General features: G+C 59.9%; 18 protein-coding genes. 9 read left to right on the forward strand and 9 right to left on the reverse strand.

Going from position 1 to position 25213, the window contains the following annotated elements:
* Positions 1–87: 87 nt before the first annotated feature.
* From hrcA to DRET_RS01540, 5 genes are all read right to left on the reverse strand, one after another.
* Positions 88–1116 carry a heat-inducible transcriptional repressor HrcA gene (hrcA, locus tag DRET_RS01520; protein WP_015750766.1) on the reverse strand — a complete coding sequence of 343 codons (1029 nt, stop codon included), beginning with the start codon at positions 1114–1116 and terminating at the stop codon, positions 88–90.
* Positions 1117–1136: 20 nt separating this feature from the next.
* Positions 1137–2018, reverse strand: a complete 882-nt coding sequence (gene rfbD, locus DRET_RS01525) for a dTDP-4-dehydrorhamnose reductase (protein WP_015750767.1) — start codon at positions 2016–2018, stop codon at positions 1137–1139.
* Positions 2005–3024, reverse strand: coding sequence for a dTDP-glucose 4,6-dehydratase (rfbB, locus tag DRET_RS01530; RefSeq protein ID WP_015750768.1), 1020 nt, complete (start codon positions 3022–3024; stop codon positions 2005–2007). Before rfbB ends, rfbD begins: the two co-directional genes overlap by 14 nt.
* 169 nt (positions 3025–3193) lie before the next feature.
* The gene (locus tag DRET_RS01535; RefSeq protein ID WP_015750769.1) at positions 3194–4123 is read right to left on the reverse strand and encodes a calcium/sodium antiporter; all 930 of its coding nucleotides are present in this window, start codon (positions 4121–4123) and stop codon (positions 3194–3196) included.
* A gap of 67 nt (positions 4124–4190) precedes the next feature.
* Positions 4191–5240, reverse strand: coding sequence for a tRNA sulfurtransferase (locus DRET_RS01540; protein ID WP_015750770.1), 1050 nt, complete (start codon positions 5238–5240; stop codon positions 4191–4193).
* 257 nt (positions 5241–5497) lie between these two features.
* Between DRET_RS01540 and recA the strand changes: the two genes are divergently transcribed.
* The 6 genes from recA (at position 5498) to metG (ending at position 15175) form a co-directional block, all read left to right on the forward strand.
* On the forward strand, positions 5498–6565 hold the full coding sequence (gene recA / locus DRET_RS01545) for a recombinase RecA (protein WP_015750771.1): 1068 nt from the start codon (positions 5498–5500) through the stop codon (positions 6563–6565).
* Between the two features lie 66 nt (positions 6566–6631).
* A complete protein-coding gene (alaS, locus tag DRET_RS01550) occupies positions 6632–9274 on the forward strand; it encodes an alanine--tRNA ligase (RefSeq protein WP_015750772.1) in 2643 nt (880 codons plus the stop codon).
* 141 nt (positions 9275–9415) lie between these two features.
* Entirely contained in the window at positions 9416–10270 is an 855-nt protein-coding gene (locus DRET_RS01555; RefSeq protein ID WP_015750773.1) for a sulfide/dihydroorotate dehydrogenase-like FAD/NAD-binding protein, read from the forward strand.
* The gene (gltA, locus tag DRET_RS01560; RefSeq protein WP_015750774.1) at positions 10263–11684 is read left to right on the forward strand and encodes an NADPH-dependent glutamate synthase; all 1422 of its coding nucleotides are present in this window, start codon (positions 10263–10265) and stop codon (positions 11682–11684) included. Before DRET_RS01555 ends, gltA begins: the two co-directional genes overlap by 8 nt.
* 122 nt (positions 11685–11806) lie before the next feature.
* On the forward strand, positions 11807–12961 hold the full coding sequence (locus DRET_RS01565; protein ID WP_015750775.1) for a PSP1 domain-containing protein: 1155 nt from the start codon (positions 11807–11809) through the stop codon (positions 12959–12961).
* A gap of 267 nt (positions 12962–13228) precedes the next feature.
* A complete protein-coding gene (metG, locus tag DRET_RS01570) occupies positions 13229–15175 on the forward strand; it encodes a methionine--tRNA ligase (protein WP_015750776.1) in 1947 nt (648 codons plus the stop codon).
* Positions 15176–15618: 443 nt separating this feature from the next.
* Here metG and feoB read toward each other — a convergent pair whose 3' ends face one another.
* From feoB to DRET_RS13205, 4 genes are read right to left on the reverse strand one after another with little or no spacing between them, the layout of a single operon-like run.
* Positions 15619–17796, reverse strand: a complete 2178-nt coding sequence (gene feoB, locus DRET_RS01575) for a ferrous iron transport protein B (RefSeq protein ID WP_015750777.1) — start codon at positions 17794–17796, stop codon at positions 15619–15621.
* Positions 17789–18043, reverse strand: coding sequence for a FeoA family protein (locus DRET_RS01580; RefSeq protein WP_015750778.1), 255 nt, complete (start codon positions 18041–18043; stop codon positions 17789–17791). The genes feoB and DRET_RS01580 overlap by 8 nt, the downstream gene beginning before the upstream one ends.
* A complete protein-coding gene (locus tag DRET_RS01585; RefSeq protein WP_015750779.1) occupies positions 18036–18221 on the reverse strand; it encodes a FeoB-associated Cys-rich membrane protein in 186 nt (61 codons plus the stop codon). The genes DRET_RS01580 and DRET_RS01585 overlap by 8 nt, the downstream gene beginning before the upstream one ends.
* A gap of 53 nt (positions 18222–18274) precedes the next feature.
* A complete protein-coding gene (locus tag DRET_RS13205) occupies positions 18275–18511 on the reverse strand; it encodes a FeoA family protein (RefSeq protein WP_015750780.1) in 237 nt (78 codons plus the stop codon).
* 295 nt (positions 18512–18806) lie between these two features.
* Here DRET_RS13205 and carB point away from each other — a divergent pair, with 295 nt between their 5' ends.
* The 3 genes from carB (at position 18807) to DRET_RS01600 (ending at position 25072) form a co-directional block, all read left to right on the forward strand.
* Positions 18807–22043 (forward strand): carbamoyl-phosphate synthase large subunit, encoded by a 3237-nt coding sequence (gene carB / locus DRET_RS01590; protein ID WP_015750781.1) that lies wholly within the window; start codon positions 18807–18809, stop codon positions 22041–22043.
* 612 nt (positions 22044–22655) lie between these two features.
* The gene (gene purF / locus DRET_RS01595; protein WP_041281817.1) at positions 22656–24038 is read left to right on the forward strand and encodes an amidophosphoribosyltransferase; all 1383 of its coding nucleotides are present in this window, start codon (positions 22656–22658) and stop codon (positions 24036–24038) included.
* Between the two features lie 11 nt (positions 24039–24049).
* On the forward strand, positions 24050–25072 hold the full coding sequence (locus DRET_RS01600; RefSeq protein WP_015750783.1) for a KpsF/GutQ family sugar-phosphate isomerase: 1023 nt from the start codon (positions 24050–24052) through the stop codon (positions 25070–25072).
* The last annotated feature ends 141 nt before the right edge of the window (positions 25073–25213 follow it).

A 25213-nucleotide genomic window follows, 5' to 3' on the forward strand; every position in this document is an offset into this window, starting at 1 on the left:
GCCGGTGATCCCGGGTTGGCGGATTTGTGGTGGAGACCGGACAGTAGCGCAGGATAATGGACGGGGGCAGCCCCGTTTCACGTCGCGTTATCTGCTTTGGAGTAGTTGAGTAAGTATCTGAGCGGTGAAGTCAACCACCGGAACCACTTTTGCGTAATTCATGCGCATGGGACCGATGACGCTGACCAGGCCGAGAGGGTGGCCGTGAAGCCGGTAGGGAGCGGAAACAACCGAGCAATCCTGGAGCTGTTTGTCGTCGAATTCGTTGCCCAGGGTGACCGCCGGGTGATCCAAGGAGATTTTGTCAAGCAGGGTATACAGGCGGGTGCGTTCTTCCAGAAGGGAGAGGAGTTCCCGAGCGTTCTGGAGATCCGCGAATTCAGGATGGTCGAGGATTCGGGATGTCCCGTTGACGAAAAGGTTGCGGTCGTTGTCGCTTTCCAGACAGGTTGCGCCAGCGAGCTGCAGGGCGCGAGCCGTAAGGGCGTCCAGGGCCCCGTGGACCTGCTGGAGTTCGTGTAAAATAGCGGTCTTGACCTCGTGGATGGGGCGGTCCCGGAAATGGGTATTGAGATAGTTGCTCAAAACGATGAGATCGTCTTGCGACAACGGTTCCTCGACGGAAATCAACCGTTGCCTGATGATGCCGCCCTGAGCGACCAGGATGGCCATGACCGTATCAGCCCGGACGCGGACAAAATCGATCTGCTGCCATCGGATGGTATCATGCTGTGGAGCCAGGACCATGCTGACCTGCCGGGATAAGGAGGCCAGCAGCTTCGCGGCCCGTTGCAGCAGCTGTGAAATTTCCAGTCCGGGAGCCCCCAAGCGGTGCTGAATGAAGGATTCTTCATCAAAACTCAGGGCGCGCAATTGTAAAATGGTGTCGAGATAAAAGCGAAATGCCCGCCCGGTGGGCACGCGTCCGGCCGAAGTGTGGGGCTGTTCGAGGTAACAGGCCTCGGTGAGGTCGGCCATGGAATTGCGGATACTGGCGGGGCTCAGGTCCAGGCCGGAATGACGGGCGACATAGCGCGAACCGACCGGCGAGGCCGTTTCGATATACGCCTCGACGATAATCCGCAGGATGGTCTGTTCGCGGGAAAAAAGATCCATGCCGTCAGCCTTTCGGTTGTTTAGCCGCTGCACTCCACACTCAGGTAAATATAATCCCGCAGGGCTTGCGGCCAAGGGCGGGGTTTGATTCCGGTCGCCTGGGAAAACGCTGTGTTGTCGAGAACCGAATAGGCTGGCCGGACAGCTTGCTGGGGGTATTCGGCGGCGGTGATGGCCTCGACTTGGCAGGAACTGCCGTACAGGGCCAGGGCCTCCGAAGCCAACTCGCACCAACTTGCCCGTCCGCTGTTGGCGATGTGGTACAGTCCGGCGGGGGTCTTTTCAAGGAGGTGGAGTGTGTAGGCCGCGAGGTCCAGGGTATAGGTCGGGGATCCGATCTGGTCGTGGACAACGCGGAGTCGGGAATGCTCGGCGGACAGCTTGAGCATCTTCGAGACGAAATTCTCTTTTCCCGGTCCAAAAAGCCAGGCTGTGCGGACGATGAACAACCGGCGCAAGTCCAGTTGCAAAAGCGCTTTTTCCCCTTCGAGCTTGGTTTTGCCATAGACAGTTCCGGGCCGGGGCGTATCCAGCGGGGTGTACGGCGTGCGCTGGTCGCCCCCGAAAACAAAGTCCGTACTGAAATGGACCACAGGGATTTCCGGGGAGGGCAGGGCCCGTCCAAGACGGCAGGGAAAGCTTTGGTTCAGAAGCCGGGCGTTCTGGACATCGGTTTCCGCCGCATCGACCTGGGTATAGGCCACGGTGTTGAACACGGCGCCGGGCCGGAGCCGGGAGAGGAGATCCGTCAGGGCTTCCTGGGAATCGACATCCACATCCTCACGGCCAAGGGCGCAGACCCGCCATCCCTGTTCTTGCAGGGTTTGCACCAGGGCCTGCCCCAGCAGTCCACGTTTGCCGCCGAAGACGACGGCTGTCTGGTCGGTGTTAGCGTCGTTCATACCAACGATCCATAAATTGCCGGTAGGCGCCGGATTGGACTTCGCTCAGCCAGTGGTCGTGTTGGCCGTACCAGTCGATTGTGGCTTGCAGGCCGTGCTCCAGATTGATCTGGGGCTGCCATCCGAGTTCCTTGTGCGTCCGTGTATAATCCATGGCGTAGCGCCGGTCGTGTCCGGGACGGTCGGTGACGAAGCGGATCAAGGACTCGGGTCGGTCGAGCTGGCGGAGCAGGAGTTTGACTAATTCAAGGTTGCTGACCTCGGCGTCGCCGCCAAAATTGTAGATCGCGCCGGGGCGGCCGTGGCGGAGCGCGGTGTCCACTCCGCGGCAATGGTCAGCAACATGGATCCAGTCGCGGATGTTGCCGCCGTCGCCATAGACCGGCAGGTGCTCCCCCGCCCTGGCCTTGAGGTACATCAGGGGGATCAGCTTTTCCGGGAACTGGTACGGACCGTAATTATTCGAGCACCGGGTGACGATGCCGGGGAAATCGTAGGTCATGACATAGGCCCGGACCAAAAGATCGGCTGCGGCCTTGGAGGCGGAATACGGGCTGTTGGGGGCCAGAGGCGTGTCTTCCGTGAATTTCCCTTCCGGACCCAGCGAGCCGTAGACTTCATCCGTGGACACGTGCACGAAGCGTTTGAGGCCGTGCCGGCGGCTGGCTTCAAGCAAGACCTGGGTGCCCTGGACATTGGTGGTCACAAACGGGGCCGGATCGTCAATGGAGCGGTCGACGTGGGATTCGGCGGCAAAGTTGACCACAGCCTCAATGTCGTAGGTCTCGAGGATGCGCTGCATTGCCTCGGGGTCGGCGATATCGGCGTGTTCGAAAAAATAGCGCGATCCCTCGTACTGTTCAGTCAGGGAAGCGATGTTGGCGGGATTGCCGGCGTAGGTCAGCTTGTCCACGTTGACCACGACATCCTCGTTCGTGGTGCCAAAAACATGGTACAGATAATTGGAACCGATGAAACCGCATCCGCCAGTGACCAGAATGCGCATGGCTTGTCCTTTTGTTGAACCGAACGTTGGGAAGCTGAGCAGGCCGTTGAAAATCGCCCAAGGGCAGCGAGACTGCAATACGTTCAAACTCTTTTGTACGCTTACGCCCGCTGTGATCTTGAGCTTTTTTGTCGCCGCCCCTTGGGATTGAACGACTACGGACTCAGGCTTAAAGGATATCCAGGGTCCAGCGAGCCAGACCGATACAGACCAAAAGCGCGCCCTCCCCCCGGCTGATTCGCCATCCCGTGCGCGTACAGGCCAGGACCACCACCAGACTGAGTACCAGCAGGCGCAGACTCGGCAGGGCCGAAGCCGAGACATGCAACGGGTTGAGCAGGCAGGTCAATCCCAGCACCCCGGCAAAATTGAAGAGATCGCTACCGAGAAGATTGCCCATGATCATGTCGTTTTTGCCTTTCAAGGAAGCCTGCAGGCAGGTCACCAATTCGGGCAGGGACGTCCCGGCGGCAACAATGGTCACCCCGATGATCCATTCGCTGATCCCGAACCCTCTGGCCAGGGTAGAGGCCCCCTCGACCAGCCAATTGCCGCCCAGGGCCACGGCCGCAAACCCTAACAGGATGATCGCGACATCTTTGAAGGACCCTTCCCGTTGGGTTTCGGTCTCCAACCCCGGCGGCAGCCGCTGGGCGCGAGTAAAGAGCAACAGGAGAAAGACAATCAGTGTCGTCACGAGGATGAGTCCGGCCCCCCGCCCCATGACGAGATCCCAGGAGGCCAAAAGGACAAAACCGACCACGCCCAAGAGGACCGATCCTTCGCGAACGAGCATGACCCGCCGCGTCGGCACCGGCCGCATGAGGGCCATCAGACCGAGGATGATGCTCAGATTGAAGACGTTGGAGCCGACGATATTTGAAAGGGAAATGTCGCTGTAGCCTTTGAAGGCCGCTGTGGAGGTGACCAGAAATTCCGGCAGTGAGGTACCCATCGCCACGACAGTCAGGCCGATAACCAGCTCGGAGATCCGCAAGCGCCGGGCCAGAGCAGCCGCACTTTCAATAATCCAGTCGGCGCCTTTCCATAAAAGCAGGACACTGATGGTGATTTGGACCACGGGGATGATATGGGTCATAGAAATGCCTTTTGCGACGCGTCGCTATCCGCTCCGGGGGCGCCGTTTTTTCGGCGGGAACGGAGTGCTACCAGCCGCCTGGCAGGCGTGATTTGTCGACATCGTCCCAGTCCGGTTCGCGCCAGGGAAGGTCCTGCGCCCAGTCCAGGGAGATCGCGAGTTCCCGGGTGTGGCCCTGATGGGAGACCAGCATGAGGATGTCCTCTTTGTGCTGGCGGGCCTTGCTGGAAAACGAGGCGGTCAAGGCCGCTGCCGACCGGATGGCAGTCTCGTCCCATTGGGCGCCGGGCAACGGGCGGGCGAGGGCGAGGGGGCCGGGCAGGTCTTTGAGTTTGAAAACAAAGTCATCGACTGCGGCGGTCTCGGCCAGGAGGATGTTGTCGCTCTGGTTGCGCCCGACACACAGCCACCGTGCGTCAGCCCAGAACTGGCGGCCGAGGTTGGCCAAGTGAAAGTCCGAGGCCGGCGGGGTGTGCCCACGTTTGAGCAGGGGCCAGTACCGTTTGGCTGACTCCGGTTCAGTCAACAGGCAGCCCCCGGCGGGTTGGGGAATCTCCGTGATCCCGAACTGCTCGGCCAAGCGGAGCTGCTCCTTGCGTCCCCGTCCCCGGACAGACAACAAGTGTTCGCGGTTGACGATCCCCTGCTGTTCCACTGCCGACGGCGGCAGGAGTTGAGCGCTCAAGGGGCGGACCAGGATATCTTCAACGTCGGCCTTTTTCCGGATGGCCTGCAAGGTGTCCGAACGCTGGGACATGGGGCGCTGGCCCAGGACTTCCCCGGTGGCCAGAAAGCGGGCGGAGTAAGCGGCCATATGCTGCTTGGCCAGTTGCAAAAGCAGGATTTTGCAGTCCACGCAAGGGTTGAGGACCTTGCCGAATCCGCTCTCCGGTCCAGCCAAAAGCATGTCCACAAAGGCCTGCCCGGCGTCAATGGCCTGCAGGGGGATATCGTAGGTCCGCTGCCAATGGGCCAGTCGGTCCGGGGCCCCGAAAAACGGGGTCACAAAATGAACGCCAAGGACACGCAGCCCTTGAGCCTGCAGAACCTTGGTGGCCAGGATCGAGTCCAGGCCACCAGAAAAAAGGGTTAGACCGTCGTAGTGTTCGTGCGCCATGCGGGCTGTCTACCCGAGGCACGGCGCTTCGGCAAGGGGCGTTATAAGACGCTGGCTCGCGGGCGCACATTGTTCCTGGCATGGGGCTCAGCGTTTGGGGTCGCCTCCGTTCTTTTTGCAGGACTGCGGGAAGATCCCGAAAACACGGACCGGATCGAGGGCGGGGCACCAAGGGGATGGGCCTTGGTTGCCCTGGCGGTGCCCTTTTGATAGACATTCCTTTTTGGAACACGCACGAGCAAACAAGCGAGACGAGCATGGCCCGTAAACCGAATGTTTCACCGGAAGAATTGCGGAAAGAAGCCCTTGATACGGCGCTGACCACCATTGAGCGCAAATACGGCCAAGGGGCGGTGATGCGGTTGTCCGATGACGCCCACCAAGCAGTGCCCTTCATTCCGACGGGCTCCGTGGGGCTGGATCTGGCCCTGGGCATCGGCGGCATCCCGCGAGGCCGCGTGGTGGAAATCTATGGGCCCGAGTCCTCGGGGAAGACGACCCTGGCCTTGGAAATTATCGCCCAGGCCCAAAAGGGTGGCGGCAATGCCGCTTTCGTCGATGCCGAACACGCCTTGGACGTCAACTATGCCAGGCGCCTCGGGGTCAAGACCGACGAACTGGTCGTCTCGCAGCCGGACTACGGCGAACAGGCCCTGGAAATCGCCGACCTGCTCGTGCGCTCCGGGGCGTTGGATGTCATTGTCGTCGACTCGGTGGCCGCGCTTATTCCGCAGGCCGAACTCGAGGGCAACATGGGCGAAACCCAGGTCGGCAGCCAAGCCCGACTCATGTCCCACGCCATGCGGAAGTTGACCGGCTCTATCCACCGCTCCAAAACCTCGGTCATCTTTATCAACCAGATCCGGATGAAGATCGGCATGACCGGGTACGGCAGCCCGGAAACGACCACAGGCGGCAACGCCCTCAAATTCTATTCCTCGGTCCGGCTGGATATTCGCCGCATTCAGACTTTGAAGGACAAGGAAGAGTTTTACGGCAACCGGGCCCGGGTCAAGGTGGTCAAGAACAAGGTCGCGCCCCCGTTTCGCGAGGCCCAGTTTGATATCCTGTATGGAACCGGGATCTCCAAAGAAGGCGAACTCCTGGATATGGGCGTGGAGCATGGCATCGTGGACAAGTCCGGATCCTGGTACGCCTACGGCTCAGAGCGTCTGGGACAGGGCAAGGAAAATGTGCGGGCCTTTTTGCAGCAAAACCCGGAAATCAGTCAGGATATTGAAAACAAACTTCTCGTGCATCTGGGAATGAAGGATAACGGGCAGGAGCCAGCCGCTGACGGCGGCGAGGAACAAACCGAAGAATAGCCATCCGGGCCCTGCGGCACAATGCGGAGACTTCCGGCAACACGAGCAAGAAATACGGAGAATATGGTGGTAACGGCAGCCGAAATCAGACAACGTTTTCTCGAATACTTCGCCCGCCAGGGACACGAAATCGTCAAGAGTTCCCCCCTTGTGCCCAAGGATGATCCCAGCCTGTTGTTTACCAATGCCGGCATGGTCCAGTTCAAAAAGGTCTTTTTGGGACAGGACAAGCGCAACTACGTCCGGGCCACCACGTCACAAAAATGCCTGCGTGTCGGCGGCAAGCACAACGATCTTGAAAATGTCGGTCGCACCGCCCGTCACCACACCTTTTTCGAGATGCTCGGCAATTTTTCCTTCGGGGACTATTTCAAAAGAGAAGCGGTCGACTTTGCCTGGCGATTTTTGACCGAGGAACTCGGCCTGCCCAAGGATCGGCTCTACGCTTCGGTCTACCGTGAGGACGATGAGGCGTATGAGCTGTGGAAGGAGATCGCCGGTCTGCCCGACGAACGGATTTACCGTCTCGGAGAAAAGGACAATTTCTGGTCCATGGGAGATACCGGTCCTTGCGGGCCGTGTTCAGAGATTTTGATCGACCAGGGCAGCCATATGTCCTGCGGACCGGAGTGCGAGATCGGCGTGTGCGAATGCGACCGGTTTTTGGAGATCTGGAACCTGGTCTTCATGCAATTCGACCGCGACGCCTCGGGAACCATGACCCCGCTGCCCCAACCCTCGATCGATACCGGCATGGGCCTGGAACGCATCGCTGCGGTCTGTCAGGGCGTCTACTCCAATTTCGATACCGATCTCTTTTCCGGGTTGATCCGGACCACGGCTGAACGCGCCGGGGTCGTCTACGGCAAGGACGAGGAGATCAATACTGCCTTGCGCGTGATCGGAGACCACAGCCGGGCCGTGGCGTTCATGCTGGCCGATGGGATCCTGCCCTCCAATGAAGGGCGCGGCTATGTTCTGCGGCGCTTGATCCGTCGGGCTTTTCGTTTTGGCCGCTTGATCGGGTTGCGCGATCCTTTCCTGTTCGATGTCTGCTCCCAGGTGGTCTCGGAAATGGGCGACGATTATCCGGAATTGCACGAAACCGCTGCCTTCATGGTCAAAGTCGTCCGGCAGGAAGAAGAACGGTTCGGCACCACCCTGGATAAAGGACTGGCCCTTTTGGAAGAGGAACTCGAATCCCTGCAGGGCGCCGGACAAACCCAGGTGCCTGGTGGGGTGGCCTTCAAGCTCTACGACACCTTCGGGTTTCCCATCGATATCGTCAATGACGTAGCTGAAGCGCGGGGCTTCACTGTCGATGAGGCCGGCTTCCAGGAGCATATGCAGGCCCAAAAGGAGCGTTCCAAAGCGGCCTGGTCCGGCAGCGGCGCCACTGACATGGCCGCCCGATTTGTGGCCCTGCTTGAAGCGGGCGTCCAATCCGATTTTGTCGGCTACGAGACATTGCAGTCGACCAGCCGGATTGCGGCGTTATTGAAGGACGATGGGCAGGAGGTCCAGGAACTCGCCGCCGGCGAAAACGGGTATCTGGTTACGGCCAGGACTCCGTTTTATGGCGAATCCGGCGGCCAGGTCGGCGACAGCGGCCGGGTTATCGGGCCGCGCGGCGACGGGGCGGTATTGGACACGATCAAGCCCGCTGCGCAGTTGACGGTACACTCCATTACGGTCAAGCAAGGCTCCCTGGCCGTGGACGATGAGGCGGAACTCATTGTGGACGAGGGAGAGCGGGTGGCCACGGCCCGGAACCATACCGTGACCCACCTTCTGCATGCGGCTTTGCGCGAAGTCCTGGGCGAGCACGTCAAGCAGGCGGGATCGCTTGTGGCCTCAGATCGCCTCCGCTTTGATCTGACCCATATCCAGGCCTTGACCGCCGAGGAGATCCAGGCGGTGGAAGACAAGGTCAACCAATCGATCCTCGCCGACACCCCGGTTGAATCAGCCCACATGGACTATTCGCAGGCTGTCCAGGGGGGCGCGGTGGCCCTGTTCGGCGAAAAGTATGAGGACGAGGTCCGAGTTATCGATATCCCCGGTGTTTCCCGGGAGTTGTGTGGCGGCACCCATTTGCGCGCCACCGGGCAGGCCGGATTTTTTTGCATTTTGAGCGAGGCAGCGGTCTCCGCTGGCGTGCGGCGTATCGAAGCCGCCACCGGCTGGCAGGCGGTGCGCACTTTCACCGAGCAGCGCACCCGATTGCGTGAAGCCGCTCAGCTGTTGAAGGCCCCCCAAACCGAAATCACGGGACGGATCCAGGATCTTCAGGAGCAATTGAAGTCGCTGCGCAAGGAGAAAGAGGCCCTTGAAGGGCAGCTCCAATCGGCCAAAGGCGGCGACCTCATGAGCCAGGTCGAGGAGCTTGGCGGCATTCCGGTTTTGACCGCAGAGGTCGAAGCCCCTGATGTCAAGACCCTGCGCGGGATGATGGATGATGTCCGTTCCAAATTGTCCTCAGGTGTGGTCCTGTTGGCTGCCAAGCAGGAAGCCAAGGCCATGCTGATTCTTTTTGTTTCTCAGGATCTGCACGACCGATTTACCGCCCCGGGGCTGATCAAGCAGGTGGCCCAGGAAATCGGCGGCAGCGGCGGCGGCCGCCCGGATGTGGCCCAGGCTGGCGGCGGCAATCCCGAAGGGATCCCGGCGGCCCTGGATTCCTTGCGCAACCTTGTCGGCGGGCAATAAGGTCGCTCCCCGGGCACAGGGACAACCGCCGGCCCGGTCGGACCGGTCTTTGATCTTCGGCGCAGCCACGTGCTCGAGTCGGCGCGCCTGAATCCGGCGCTTTGCAAGCCGCGCCGATGGACAACCAACCAAGGAAGGAACATGGCTGTTCCCATTCTTCATAAACGGAAGCTCATTCCCGGCCGGGTCAGCGAGCTGGTGCTCGAAGCCCCTCAGATCGCTGCCAAGGCCGAGCCGGGTAATTTTATTATTCTGCGGCTGGCGGACGACGGGGAGCGTATCCCGTTGACCATCGCGGACACGGATGCGGCGAAGGGAACGATCACTCTGGTGTACCTGGTGGTTGGCAAGTCCACGGCCCACTTGGAGACATTTGAGGCCGGCGACACCATCCTGGATGTCTGCGGCCCACTGGGGCGACCGACCCACATCGAGCCAGTGGGAACGGTCCTGTGCGTCGGCGGCGGCACTGGCATCGCTGCCATGCACCACATCGCCAAAGGGCACCAGTTGGCCGGCAACCATGTCGTTTCTGTTATCGGTGCCCGGAGTGAAGATCTGCTGCTTTTCGAGAAAGAGCTCACGGCCATCAGCGCAGAGGTGCTCGTGGCCACGGACGACGGGTCTCGCGGCCATAAAGGATTGGTCACCGAAGTTCTGGAACAGCGTATCCAGCAGGGGATCGAAGCCGGGGAGTCCATCGGTGAGATTGTGGCCGTCGGGCCAGTGCCCATGATGCGTGCCGTTGCGGAATTGACCCGGCCTTACGGGATCAAGACCACCGTGAGCCTGAATTCGATCATGGTCGACGGGATCGGTATGTGCGGCTCCTGCCGGGTCACCGTGGGAGACGCGGTGCGCTTCGCCTGTGTTGACGGCCCGGAATTCGACGCCCATCAGGTTGATTTCGAGGAAATGATGCGGCGGCAATGCACTTTCTCCGAGCAGGAAAAACTCTCCTACGACCATTTTTGCCGGAAATGCCATCATGACTAAAAAGAAATCCAAGATTCTTCCCCGGCGTTCTATGCCCATGCAGGACCCCGCCGCACGAGTGGGGAATTTCAATGAGGTCGCCAACGGCTATAGTCTTGAGCTGGCCCAGGAAGAGGCGCGCCGTTGCCTGCAGTGCAAAACGCCCACCTGTCAGGACGGTTGCCCTGTTGAAGTCGATTGCAAACGTTTTATTCGGGAGTTGGCCGAAGGGCAGGTGGAACAGGCGTTTCGGACCATCAAGGAAACCAACAGCCTGCCCGCGGTCTGCGGCCGGGTCTGTCCGCAGGAAAACCAGTGCGAAGGCCGCTGCAAACTCCGGCCGACGGGGCAACCCGTGGCCATCGGCCGTCTGGAGCGGTATGTGGCCGACGCCTTCTATGCTGGCACGGCCTGTGAAGCCACGGTTGGCCGTGAGGATTGCCCCATGATCCGTGAGGATCTCCGGGTGGCGGCCATCGGCTCCGGACCAGCGAGTTTGACCCTGGCTGGGTATTTGGCAGCGCAGGGGGTCAAGGTCGAAGTTTTCGAGGCCTTGCATCTGCCCGGCGGCGTGCTGTCTTACGGCATCCCGGAATTTCGGCTGCCGAAATCCATTGTCCGCACCGAGGTCGAAACCCTGAAGGAACAGGGCGTGGAATTCCACATGAACTGGGTCGGCGGCAAAACCATGACCGTCGGTGATCTTTTTGATCAAGGATTCAAGGCCGTTTTTCTGGGCCTTGGGGCCGGACTGCCCCGGTTTATGAAGTTGCCGGGAGAAAATCTGATCGGCGTTTTTTCAGCCAATGAATATCTGACCCGGGTCAACCTCATGGGCGGATACCGTTTTCCGGACTATGACACGCCCGTGTTTCCCGGTCGCAAGGTCACGGTCATCGGTGGCGGCAATGTGGCTATGGATGCTGCCCGGACCGCTCTGCGGCTCGGGGCTGAAGAGGTCCGCATCGTTTACCGGCGGACCCAGGAAGAAATGCCCGCACGGCTCGAGGAACTGGAACACGCCCTCGAAGAAGGGGTCCAACTGGAAATCCTGGCCTGTCCGGTCGCTTTTCAGGGCGACGAGGGGGGACGGCTGACCAGCATGCGGGTCCAGAAGATGTGTCTGGGCGAGCCCGACGAGAGCGGTCGCTGCCGCCCCATGCCAGTGGAGGACGAAGCCTACGACCTGGAGACCGATCTGGCGATTATCGCCGTGGGATCCGGCCCGAATCAGATCCTGCTCAATGCCACACCGAATTTGGGGCTCAACAGCCGCGGCTATATCGAGGTCGACCAGGAAACCCTGGAGACCAACATGCCGATGGTTTTTGCCGGCGGAGATATCGTCACCGGCGCCGCGACCGTGGTTGAAGCCATGGGGGCCGGACGGCAGGCGGGCAAGGAGATCAGCCGGCGCCTGCTCAAGCAGGGGTAACCTGGATTTGACAATCATTGCCGGACCGTGGCGCCGCCACGTTTGCCTACACCATAAAGAGAACAATCCTTTCCCGGATTTTCGGACAGTCTATTCAGGAGGGAGGATTCAGTCAGGATATCATGACACAGAACAGCAACAATGAGACCCGCCCGGACGAGGTGGAGCCTCTCAACGATACCGTCTCCAGCGATACAGGACCTTCAGGAGAGGAGACGCCCCTGTATGCGGGAATCAAATTCCGCGATCAGGGGCAGATCTACTATTTCAAGGCTAATCCGTATGTTGTCGCTCCGCAGGACTCGGTTCTGGTGCAAACGGACCAGGGCCTGGGCATCGGACGGGTGGCCGTGGTGCGCGATACGCTTCCCGAGGGACTGGCCGAGCAGGAGATCAAGCCGATCTATCGTCTGGCCACCGAAGAAGACCTGGAGCAGGAGCAGGAAAACCTCGCGCTGGGACGGGATGCTTACTACTATTGCCGCGAACGCATCGAGGACCACGGGCTGGAGATGAAGCTGGTGGACGTCGACGTGTTTTTCGATCGCGGCAAGATGATGTTTTATTTCACCGCCCCCGGCCGGGTCGATTTCCGGGAGCTGGTCAAAGATCTGGTCAAAAAATACCGCACCCGGATTGAGCTGCGTCAGATCGGGGTGCGGCATGAGGCCCAGATGGTCGGCGGGATCGGGAATTGCGGGCAGGTCTGCTGTTGTCGGCGATTTATGCGCCAATTCGAGCCGGTGACCATCAAGATGGCCAAAGAGCAACAGCTGTTTCTCAATCCGGCCAAGATCTCCGGGGTTTGCGGACGGCTGTTGTGCTGTCTGAGTTTTGAAAAAGAGGCCTACGCCGATTTCCAACGCCGGTGCCCGAAAGTGGGCAAGAATTACGAGACGGCCTGGGGACGGGTGAAGGTCTTACGGGCCAATCTGATGCGGGATTCCCTGGTCCTGTTGACCGCCGAAGGCGAGGAACAGGAACTCAAGCTCGAGGAGTGGGAACGTCTTGTGGGCGAGGCCGACGGCGCTCCCCCGCAGCAGAATTCCGGAGCTGGCACGCCTGAACCAAAGATCCACACGCCTGCGCCTGAGAAGCGCCGGGAAAACTCCCCTTCGTCCCCAAGCCCGGACAATGAGGGCAAGCCAGCGGAGAACAAGGCGAACAAGCCTGAAAAAACAACGTCTTCAGCCCAGACGCAGGGCCAGGGGCAAAAAAAACGGCGTAGCGGCAAGAGTCGCAAGAAACGGCGCTCCAAGCGACACAACGATACGTAGGAGGCCGCTGGGGTCTCTGGGCAATTTTGTGCTGTTTTCGGATTCGTGCCACAGGCTCGGGCATTGCGCCTGGGCCGTGTTGCGCGGAGCAATGTGGAGAGTGGAAGAAGAGCGACGGCCCCGTGTACGCGGGGCGTTGTCTTTTGGATACCGGGGCCCTGACTTCTCCTGGGTGCATGGCAAGTGGAGCACGGGGGCTCACGGGGCCGGGAAATCCGTCAAAAGGGTCTCAGGGCGGCGTCGGGCCGTCAGGCAAGGAGAGACAGAGTGTCACGTTATTATATTACCACGCCAATTTATTATGTAAACGCCAATCCCCATCTGGGACACGCGTATACGACCATTGTCGCCGATTGCGTGAACCGTTTTCACCGGCTTTTGGGGCAGGAAACCTTTTTTCTGACCGGGACCGACGAGCACGGCGACAAGATTGTCCAGGCAGCCGAAGACGCCGGACAGTCGCCTCAGGAATACGTCGATCGCATCAGCAGCAAGTTCCAGCAGCAATTGCCGGATCTCAATATCTCCAATGACCGTTTCATTCGGACCACAGACAGCGACCACAAAGACTGCGTGCAGCGTTTTCTGCAGCAGGTGTACGACAACGGCGATATCTATTTCGGAGAATACGGCGGGTATTATTGCTTTGGGTGTGAGCGGTTCTATACCGAAAAAGAACTCGTCGACGGCCTGTGCCCCGACCATCTCAAGCCCCCGAAGTACATCGAGGAAAAGAATTATTTCTTCCGGATGCAAAAGTACCAGGACTGGCTGGTCCAGTATATCCAGGACAATCCTGGGTTTATCCAGCCGGAGCGTTACCGCAACGAGGTGTTGGGTATGCTTCGCGAGCCGCTCGACGATCTGTGCATTTCCCGGCCGAAAACACGGTTGACCTGGGGGATCGAACTCCCTTTTGACGACCGGTATGTGACCTATGTCTGGTTCGACGCGTTGATCAATTATATCACAGCCCTGGGGTGGCCTGACGGCGACAGGTACCGGCAATTCTGGCCGGTTGCCCACCATCTGGTGGCCAAGGATATTCTCAAGCCCCACGCGATCTTCTGGCCGACAATGCTCAAGGCAGCCGGCCTTGAACCGTATCAGGGACTGCATGTCCACGGCTATTGGACGGTCAACGAGACCAAGATGTCCAAGAGTCTCGGCAATGTAGTCGCCCCCCTGACCATGAGGGACACCTACGGCCTCGACGGCTTCCGTTATTTTCTGCTCCGGGAGATGCAGTTCGGTCTGGACGCCTCGTTTTCCGAAGAAGGGCTCGTGGCCCGCTTCAACGCTGATTTGGCCAATGATCTCGGCAATCTGTTCAACCGCGCCCTGGCCATGACCCATAAATACTTTGGCGGCCGGGTCCCGTCTCCGGGGGCTTTGGAGGATGAAGACCACGCCATCCGCCAACTCGGTGTGCGCGCTGTACAGGGGTATGTCGACAGCGGCAAATCCTTTGCCTTTGCCGCAGGCCTGCGCCAGTTGTGGGACCTTGTCCGGGGACTGAATAAATATATCGACGCCACTGCGCCGTGGACGTTGTACAAGGCCGGTGAGACCGAGCGCTTGGGCACGGTCATGTACACGGTTCTTGAAGGAATGCGTCAGGTGGCTCTGGCGCTCTGGCCAGTCATGCCGGACGCCAGCGGGAGTATGCTCCAGCAATTGGGCCAGCCGACCGATCCGAGCGGACGGAATATGGAGGAGGATGTCCGGCAGTGGGATATTTTGGCGGTGGGCACCGAAGTGGCGAAAAAATCGAATCTGTTCCCCAGACAGGAAGCGGTCGCCAAGAAAGAGGAGACCCCGTCTGAAGGCCAGAGCGGAAAGAATAAGCCCAAAAAACAGGCATCGGCCCAAAAGGAGCCTGAAACCGGCGTGGCGAGTTTTGAGGATTTTCAGAAGGTCGAGTTGCTGGTGGGAACAATCCTGGCAGCAGAACCGGTGGCCAAGGCGGATAAGCTCTTGCAATTGCAAGTCGATGTCGGGGAAGAAGAGCCGCGACAGGTGGTTTCCGGCATCGCCGAGCATTTTGCTCCAGAGGCGGTGGTCGGGCAGCAGGTCGTTGTGGTGGCCAATCTGAAACCGCGCAAGGTCTTCGGGATCCTCTCCCAGGGCATGATCCTGGCGGTCCACGCAGAAAAGGGATTGCAGCTGGTGCAGCCCGGGGGAGCGGTTCCAGCCGGCAGCCGCGTCAGTTAGTTCCGGGGGTCGCGATTCGGCAGTACGCTGTTTGGGGATCGTGTTTCAACCCCGCGCCAAGGCTGTGAGGCCGTGGCGCGGGGTTTTTTGGTCTCTGAAGTTGGGCTGGGAGGAGAAACGGGCACGCAAAGAGGCGAAGTCACGAAGCAAGACTGGACGGTAAGAACTTGGAATGCGACAGGAATTTCGTCAGGAAGCAACGCATTCTATTACCACGTGTAGGGGCGTGTGGCGCACGCCCTTTTTTGTCTGGCCCGGTGGTGTCGGTGCCGTCAGACTGCAGTGCCTGAAACGGGGACCCCACCCCTGCCCCTCCCCTTGGCAAGGGGAGGGGAGCAAGAGAGCGCTGCTGTTGCGGTCTTCGTGGCTTTTTGTGGTCCAGTCCTGGGCTGGAATCCAGTAGGTCGGCTCCGGCGTCAGCCGAAGCCGAAATGGGGAATCTGTCAGGCCATGAACAATCCGCCGAGTTGATACGTCCCGACCGCGATACCGAAGGCCAGCACAGTGTTGAAGACCACGCTGAACAGCGGCCAGCGCCAATTGCCGGTCTCCTTGGCCATGGCGACCACGGTCACAAAGCAGGGCGCATAGAGCAGAATGAACAAAATGGCACTCACAGCGGTGCGTTTGGTCCATTGCGGGTCTGCGGCCAAGCGTTCAGCGAGGGGCTTGGCTTCCTCTGGCCCGACTTCCAGGGAGTACGCGGTACCCAGGGTAGAGACGATAACCTCTTTGGCCGCGACCCCGCCGATAAGCGCGATATTGGTGCGCCAGTCAAATCCGGCCCACTCGGAGACCGGCTCCAGGGCCTGCCCCAGGCGTCCGGCCACGGTATTGGAGATCTTGGCCTGGGCATGGCGCTGCTGCAGGGTGTTGAGGTCCTCGTTGAGGGCCGCCTTGGTCGTTTCCGTGTCCGCGGCCGCCAGCTTGTCTTCCAGGTTCTGTTTTTGGGCCTGGAAGGAACGGACCTCGTCCTGGGGCAGTTGGGGAAAGGTCATGCCCGCCCAGATAAGGATGGACAGGGCCAGGATGACTGTCCCGGCCTTTTTGATGTACTGCCAGGTGCGCTCCCAGGTATGGATGAGCACGCCGCGCAGTGTGGGGGTGCGGTAGGGGGGCAGCTCCATGACGAACGGGGTGCTGGGCCCGCGGATGATGGTCAGCCGCAGGAATTTGGCCACAAGCAGAGCCATGGCCCAGGCGACGAGGGTGATCAGAAACAGCACTTGCGGGGCGTACTGGGGAAAGAACACCCCCGCCAGGAGGATAAAGACCGGCACCTTGGCTCCGCAGACCATAAAGGGCGCGGTGATCAGGGTGGCCAGTTTTTCCCGCGGGCTGCGCAGGCTTCGGCTGGCCATGACCCCGGGCACAGCGCAGCCTCCGGCGATGCCTCCGGAGACGATATAGGGCATGATCGAACAGCCGTGCAGGCCGAAGAGCCGGAAGACCCGGTCCAGCATATAGGCGATTCGGGCCATGTAGCCGGAGTCCTCCAACACCGCGATACACAGGAAAATGATCATGATCAGGGGCACGAACCCCAGGACCCCGCCCACGCCGTCGATGACCCCGGAGACCAGCAGCGATTGGAGCAGGCCGTCCGGCAGGGCCGCCCGGGTAGTGTCACCCAGCCAGGCGAAAAAATTTTCCACCCAGCCCATGGGGATTTCCCCCACGCTGAAGGTGAGTTGGTAAACCAGATAGAGGATGCCGAACATGATCGCCGGGCCTAGCATCCGGTGGGTCAAGACTTTGTCCATCTGATCCGAAACCGCCAGCCGTTGCGGATGCTCGTCACGCCGGATGACCCCGCGCAGGGCCGAGGTGATAAATCCGTAGCGGTAATCGGCGATGATCGCCTCCGGATAGGTGTTCAGGGTTTTTTCACAATGCTCGGCGACCTTGCGGGTCGCTTCTTCCAGGGCAGAGGCGAGTTGTCCGTGCTTGCGCCCCAGCACCCGGATCTCGTCATCGCTTTCCATGTATTTCAAGGCCACCCAGCGAGCGGGGTAACGGTCGGTCAGGAAGTGTTCGCGTTCGATCCACTCGGTCATTTCCTGGAGAACCGGATCGAGGTCGGGGCCGTAGGAAATATACAGTGGCTCCCAGTCGCCTTCGGTCTGTTTGCCGCGCTGTTGAACGGCTTTGAGCAAGGCCTGTTTACCTTGGCCGTAGCGGGCGACGGTTTCCACAACTGGGACCCCGAGCCGCTGCGACAGGAGATCGCTGTCGATAGCCAAGCCGTGCTTGCGGGCTTCGTCAATCATGTTCAGCACCAGGACCAATGGGGCCCCCATCTCCAAAAACTGGACGGCGAGATAGAGATTGCGCTCCAGAGAACTGGCGTTGGCCACATCGACGACCACGTCGGGCCGGGTATCGGCCAGGAAATTCCGGGCCACGAGTTCTTCCTGGGAATAGGCGGTCAGGGAGTAGGTCCCGGGAAGGTCGACGATATGCAGTTCCTGACCGGCGGCTTGGACAAACCCCTCTTTTTTATCCACGGTGATCCCGGGGTAGTTGCCGACATGCTGCCGAGATCCGGTCAGGGCGTTAAAAAGAGTGGTTTTGCCGGAATTCGGATTGCCGGCCAGGGCCACGGAAAGGGTGTTAGCCATTTTCATCCTCCAAAGGCTCGACATAAATGTGGTCGGCTTCGTTGTTGCGCAGGGACAGGGTGAAGTCTTTCAATCGCAGGGCCACAGGATCTTTGAGTGGCGCCCGGCCGATAATGCGGACTTCCGTACCGGGGATCAGCCCCATGTCTCTAATGCGCCGGCCCAATTCGCCCTGGGCGGCGAGGGAGATGATACGGGCGCGCTGCCCGGCTTTGAGGTGTCTCAGGCATATGGAGGGCTTACTCATCACGCATATCCTTTATGGTGGTTTGTGATTGACAGGTGGTCTGGTCGGGACCGCATCCACCGCATCCCGAGCAGAGTGATTCCCCGCGCTGGGCCGCTTTCCAGGAGGCGCGCCAGCGCCGGAGGACGAAAGCAAGCGCGGCCAGTACTATGCCGATGACGATGATTTTTTCCAACATAAAACCTCCAAAGTTAGGTGGTCCTAACTTTTAACCCAAAAAAAATGGCCCCTCTAGGCCGCGTCGGCCGGGAGGGCCATGACCTTGTGCGCTAACCCTTGCCCCAAGACCAGGTCGGAACCGCGTACCTTCAAGCGACACGGCCCGGGGCCGTTTTGGGTGACCTCAATGACCGTTCCCGGTGTCAGACCCAAAGCGCACAATCGGCAACGTGCTCCGCCACCTGATTCGAGTCCGGTGACCCGGACTTTGCTCCCACTCGGGAACTGGCATAAAGGGCGTGATGTCATGCGGCCTCCCAAAAAAAGTTCGTGAATGCAAACTATAGTCCGTTTCGGGTCTTGTCAAGATCTGATTTTTCCGCAGAGCCCATGAGCCAGTCTTGTGTCCGGCAACACAGCTGTCTGCGTTGAAGCGCAAAGCGGGTCCAAAGGGAAGCGAGGCAGAGGTTCGGACGGGGTGTTGGTGCGGCTCTAGCTGGGCTCCCGCCGCTACCGGTCTGGCGGGCCGAGACTTGCTCGCAGGAAACGAATAGAGTACATCACCTCTGTTCAACACCAAGCCAAACCGAAGACGGGAAAAGGTATGCCCAAAAGGACTGATATCCGGAAAATTATGCTCATCGGCTCCGGTCCGATTATTATCGGACAGGCCTGCGAGTTTGACTATTCAGGCACTCAGGCCCTCAAGGCCCTGAAAGAAGAGGGATACGAGGTTGTCCTGATCAACTCCAATCCGGCAACGATTATGACCGATCCGGGTTTGGCCGACCGCACCTATGTCGAACCCCTGGAACCAGAAAGTGTGGCCAAGATTATTGCCAAAGAGCGTCCGGATGCCTTGCTGCCGACTCTCGGCGGCCAAACGGGCTTGAATACGGCGGTTTCCGTGGCCGAATCCGGGGTGCTGGAAAAATACGGGGTCGAACTCATCGGCGCCTCACTGGAGGTGATCCAGAAGGCCGAAAGCCGGCGCCAATTCCGGACCGCTATGGAAAATATCGGGCTGACTGTTCCCCAAAGCGGTATCGCCTCCAGTCTCGAGGAGGTCCGGGAATGGACCAACACCTTGAGTTTTCCCATGATTGTCCGACCAGCCTTTACCCTGGGCGGAACTGGCGGCGGAGTGGCCTACAACCGGGAGGATCTCGAAGAGATCGCCCGTCAGGGATTGGCGGCCAGCCCCAGTCACGAGGTCATGCTCGAAGAGTCCGTGCTCGGCTGGAAAGAATACGAACTCGAGGTCATGCGCGATAAGCACGACAATTGCGTCATCATCTGCTCCATCGAAAATCTCGATGCCATGGGAGTGCACACCGGCGATTCCGTGACGGTCGCACCGGCCCAGACATTGACCGACCGGGAATTTCAAAAGATGCGTGACGCCTCGCTGGCGATCATGCGCGAAATTGGCGTCGAAACCGGCGGTTCCAACGTCCAATTCGCCGTCAATCCCGAAAACGGCGACATGGTGGTCATCGAGATGAACCCTCGGGTCTCCCGTTCTTCGGCCCTGGCTTCCAAAGCCACAGGATTTCCCATCGCCAAGATCGCGGCCAAATTGGCTGTGGGCTATACGTTGGACGAGATCCCCAATGACATTACCCGCGAAACCATGGCCTCCTTCGAGCCGACCATCGACTATTGCGTGGTCAAGATTCCCCGATTTACCTTTGAAAAATTTCCCGGTTCCCAAGATTTTTTGACCACGACCATGAAAAGTGTCGGGGAAACCATGGCCATCGGCCGGACCTTCAAGGAATCCCTGCAAAAAGGGCTGCGTTCCCTGGAGGTCGGCATGGCCGGCCTGGGCAATGGCACCGGCGAAGACGATCTGGATGCCGAGAGCCTGATGGCGCTTCTCAAGACCCCGAATTCGCAGCGCCTTTTCGCTATTCGCGACGCCTTGCGCCAGGGGATGCCACTGGAGACCCTGTACCAGGCGACTTTTGTCGATCCCTGGTTTTTGCAGCAGATCAAGGCGATCGTGGATTGCGAGGCCGAGCTGAAACATTTCAGCCTGGAGCAGGCCATCAGCGCAGACAACCCCCATATGGAAGAAGTCCTGCGCCATGCCAAGGAGTTCGGGTTTTCCGATCTCCAACTGGCCAATCTCTGGAAGCGCACCGAGGACGACATCCGGCAGTTGCGGATCCAAATGGGGATCACCGCTACCTATAAGCTCGTTGATACTTGCGCGGCGGAATTCGAAGCCTATACGCCGTATTATTATTCCTCGTACGAGCGGGAAAATGAAAACCGGGCTACGGGCAAACGCAAGGTAGTCATCCTGGGCGGTGGCCCGAACCGTATCGGTCAGGGGATCGAATTCGACTATTGCTGCGTCCACGCGTCCTACGCCTTGCGCGACATGGATATCGAGTCGGTCATGGTCAATTCCAATCCGGAGACGGTCAGCACCGACTACGACACCTCGGACAGACTCTATTTTGAGCCCCTGACCCGCGAAGATGTCCTGAACATTATCGAGCAGGAGCAACCCGAAGGGGTTATTGTCCAGTTTGGCGGCCAGACGCCGCTCAATCTGGCTGTGCCGCTGCTGCGCGCTGGCGTGCCGATTCTGGGCACGACCCCGGACTCCATCGACCGGGCCGAAGACCGTGAGCGGTTCCACGCTCTGCTTAACAAACTCGGTCTCAAGCAGCCGGATAACGGCCTGGCGACCTCTGAGGAGGGTGCCCTGGATGTGGCCGAGCGCATCGGCTACCCGGTGGTCGTCCGCCCCTCCTATGTTCTGGGCGGACGGGCCATGGAAATCGTCTACGATTCGGATGAACTCAAAAATTATTTCCGCGATGCGGTAGTCGCTTCTCCCGACCACCCGATCCTGATCGACAAATTCCTGCAAGGCGCTGTGGAAATCGATGTCGACGCCTTGTGTGACGGGACCCAGACCTACGTCGGCGGGGTCATGGAGCACATTGAAGAAGCCGGTGTCCATTCCGGGGATTCGGCCTGTGTCTTGCCGCCGCACACCGTCAGTCAGGAGACCATCGACGAAATCCGCCGGCAGTCCAGTGCCCTGGCTGAGGAACTCGGCGTGGTCGGGCTGATGAACGTCCAGTTCGCAGTTCAAAACGGGGAGATCTTTATCCTGGAGGTCAACCCGCGGGCCTCGCGAACGGTTCCTTTTGTCAGCAAGGCCACCGGTGTGCCGCTGGCCAAACTGGCGACCCAGGTCATGATGGGCCGGACGCTGGAGGACCTTAATCCCTGGTCGATGCGTCAATGGGGACACCTGGCGGTCAAGGAGGCGGTCATGCCGTTTAACCGCTTCCCGGGCGTGGATGTCCTGCTTGGCCCGGAGATGCGCTCCACCGGCGAGGTCATGGGCGTGGACACGGAATTCGGCCTGGCCTTTATGAAGGCCCAGCTCGGTGCCGGGCAGAAACTCCCTGCCAGCGGCACGGTGTTCATTTCCGTCAACGATGCCGACAAGGATGCCGTGGTCGAAGCGGCTCGGACTTTTGCCCGGATCGGATTGCGCATTGTTTCCACCGAGGGCACGGCGGCCTATTTGACGCGGGCCGGTGTGGATTGCGAACGGGTGAACAAGGTCTATGAAGGCCGCCCCAATGCCATCGATCTGATCAAAAACGGCGAGATCGATCTGGTCATCAATACCTCCTCGGGCAAGAAAACGATCCGGGACTCGTCTTCCCTGCGACAGACGACCCTGCTCTACGGTATCCCGTATACGACCACAGTCGCCGGTGCCCGAGCCATGGCCCAGGCCATTGCCGCTTTGCAGGGGCATGGACTGGAGGTGAAAAGCCTTCAGGAATACTACGGTATGGAGTGATCCCGCGACGAAGGCGGCGACGGGGATGGGCCCACAGGGGCGAAAAAACTCGCTCTCGCGCAGTGTAGGGCTCCCGCCCGCCCGGAATAGAGGCCAGCGATGGAGCCGTCTCCGAGAAAATTCTGCGTTTTGTATTGAGAGCAGGCGGAGAACCAACGCTGCGCAGGTCGCTCAGACAGCTTTCGCCCCAGTGGGCCCATCCCCGTCGCCGCCCCTGAGTTGGGCAAAGGATAATGGGAGGCCGGCTCAATGCACAGGGGCGAAAAAACTCGCTCCCGCGCAGCATAGGGCTCCCGCCCGCCCGGAATAGAGGCCAGCGTTGGAGCCGTCTCCGAGAAAGTTCTGCGTTTTGTATTGAGAGCAGGCGGAGAACCAACGCTGCGCAGGTCGCTCAGACAGCTTTCGCCCCAGTGGGCCCATCCCCGTCGCCGCCCTTAAGTTGGGCAAAGGATAATGGGAGGTCGGCTCAATGCAGAGGGGCGAAAAAACTCGCTCCCGCGCAACATAGGGCTCCCGCCCGCCGCGCACGGAGAGCAGACCTATCGTCCGTCAGTATATCTTGACGAATCAGTCAGCTGCAATGTGTGTCTTGTAACCCTCAGGTAGGCTATTTTGAAAAAAGAGTATTGCGGTCTTTTCGGTATTTCCGGTCATGCGGAAGCGGCCCGGATGACGTATTTTGGGCTTTACGCCATGCAGCATCGGGGTCAGGAAAGCGCCGGCATTGTGACCTGGGACGGTCAAAAACTCCGCGAACAGCGCGGCATGGGCCTGGTGGCCGACGTGTTTCGCGAAGAGCACCTTTCGCGTCAGCTCAAAGGCACGGTGGGCATGGGGCATATCCGGTATTCGACCACCGGGGCCTCTTTGTTGCGTAACGCCCAGCCCTTCATGGTCCGCTACAAGGATATGGGGCTGGCCGTGGCCCACAACGGCAATCTCGTCAATACCGTCGAATTGCGGCGGGAATTGGAAAACAACGGGTCCCTGTTTCAGACGAGCATGGACAGTGAGATCGTCATGCACCTGGTGGCCCAGACCCTGTCCGACTCCAGTCTGGAAGAGGCCATGTCCACGGCCTGCCGCCGGCTGAAGGGGGCCTACAGTCTGCTTTTCATGGCCAACAATAAACTCATCGGCCTGCGCGACCCCTGGGGGTTTCGTCCCCTGTGCCTCGGACGCGTCGGCGACGCGTATGTCCTGGCCTCCGAGACCTGTGCCTTTGATCTCCTGGAAGCGGAGTATTTGCGGGATATCGAACCCGGCGAGATGGTGGTCATAGAAAACGGCCGTCTGCATTCTTACCGCTTCTGCGAGCCCGAGCGAACCTCCCCGTGCATCTTTGAACTCATCTATTTTGCCCGGCCGGATTCCATTGTCTTTGGCAAGAACGTCTATGAAAGCCGCAAGGCCATGGGCCGGACTCTGGCTCGCGAAGCTCCGGTGGACGCCGACTTCGTCATGCCTTTCCCGGATTCAGGCGTGTACGCGGCGGTCGGATACGCCCAGGAATCGGGACTGCCCTACGAAATGGCCATGATCCGCAATCATTACGTGGGTCGGACCTTTATCCAGCCGTCGCAGGATATGCGCGATTTCGGGGTCCGGGTCAAACTCAACCCGGTCAAGAGCATGATCAACGGCAAGCGGATCGTTATTGTCGAGGATTCGGTGGTTCGCGGTACGACTATTCGTACACGGGTCAAAAAACTCCGCGAACTCGGGGCCCGGGAACTCCATCTCCGGGTGAGCTGTCCGCCTATTTGCCACCCGTGCTATTATGGGATCGATTTTTCTTCCAAAGGCGAACTCATTGCCGCCAACCACAGCGTCGAGGATATCGCCCGCTACATGAACCTCGATTCTCTGCATTACCTGAGTGTCGATGGTCTGCTGGACTCGGTTCAGGCCAAGAGCGAATACTGTCTGGCCTGCTTTCAGGGCACGTATCCCGTGCCGCCGCCCCAAGGCGGCAGTAAATCCTGTCTTGAGTAGATCGCAGGACTATGGATCACAATCAGAGCAATACAAGTTCGCCGCAATGTGATGCGGACCCGCAGGCCGATTGGCTGCGCCTGGGGTGCGATGTCCTTGATGTGGAGATCGAAGGGCTGCAGGCCATTCGCGCCAGCCTTGGCGAATCGTTTGTCGAGGCAGTGGAGGTCTTGGCCGGATGCCGCGGCAGAGTAGTCGTCACCGGGCTCGGCAAATCTGGTCTGGTAGGACGCAAGATCGCCGCCACGTTGAGCAGTACCGGGACGCCGGCCTATTTTCTGCATCCGGTCGAAGGCGCGCACGGTGATATGGGTCTGATTCGCAAGGGCGATGTCGTGCTGGCTCTTTCCAATTCCGGGGAGACCGACGAACTCAACGCCATTTTGCCGACCTTGCGCTCCCTGGGGGCGCGGCTGATTGCGCTGACCAGCGATCCGGACTCGCGCATGGCCCGGGAAAGCGATGTTGTCTTGCAGACCAGGGTGCCGCGGGAGGCCTGTCCTCTGGGGCTGGCTCCGACAGCCAGCACGACGGCGGCCCTGGCCATGGGCGATGCGCTCGCTGTCTGTCTGTTGACCCATCGGTCTTTTGATTCCCAGGATTTCAAACGGTACCATCCAGGCGGCTCGCTGGGGCGCCGGTTGCGCCAATGTCTCAAGGATTTGATGCACACAGTGCAAGTGCCGTTGGTCATGGAGGGCGTTTCCCTGCAGCAGGCCCTGGAGGTTCTCAATAGCGGCGGTCTGGGAACCGTAGTCGTTGTGGATCAGGAGCACCGTCTGGCCGGGGTTTTGACCGACGGGGACGTGCGCCGCCTGGTCTGCCGCGGGGGTCTGGATGTGGCCGTGCCGGTGGAGACATTGATGACCGTGCGTCCCAGTGCGGTGCATCCGGAGCAAAGTGCGGCCGAAGCCTTGGACATCCTTGAACAAAAGGCGATTACCGTTTTGCCGGTAGTCGATGCAGAGCGCCGGTTGCAGGGCATTATCCATTTGCACGACCTGTTGGGCAAAGGGCGTCTCCGGTTTGCCTGAACCTCGCCATGTGTCCGCCCGGCGCTGATTTCCCGGCTGGGTATCCGATTGACGGCGCACGCCGCAGTGCGCGCTGGATCGGAGTTGAATCGATAGTCGAGCACTGTCCAAACACACGCAGGCCGTGACACGGTCTGTTCC

This window comes from Desulfohalobium retbaense DSM 5692, assembly GCF_000024325.1.
GTDB lineage: Bacteria > Desulfobacterota > Desulfovibrionia > Desulfovibrionales > Desulfohalobiaceae > Desulfohalobium > Desulfohalobium retbaense.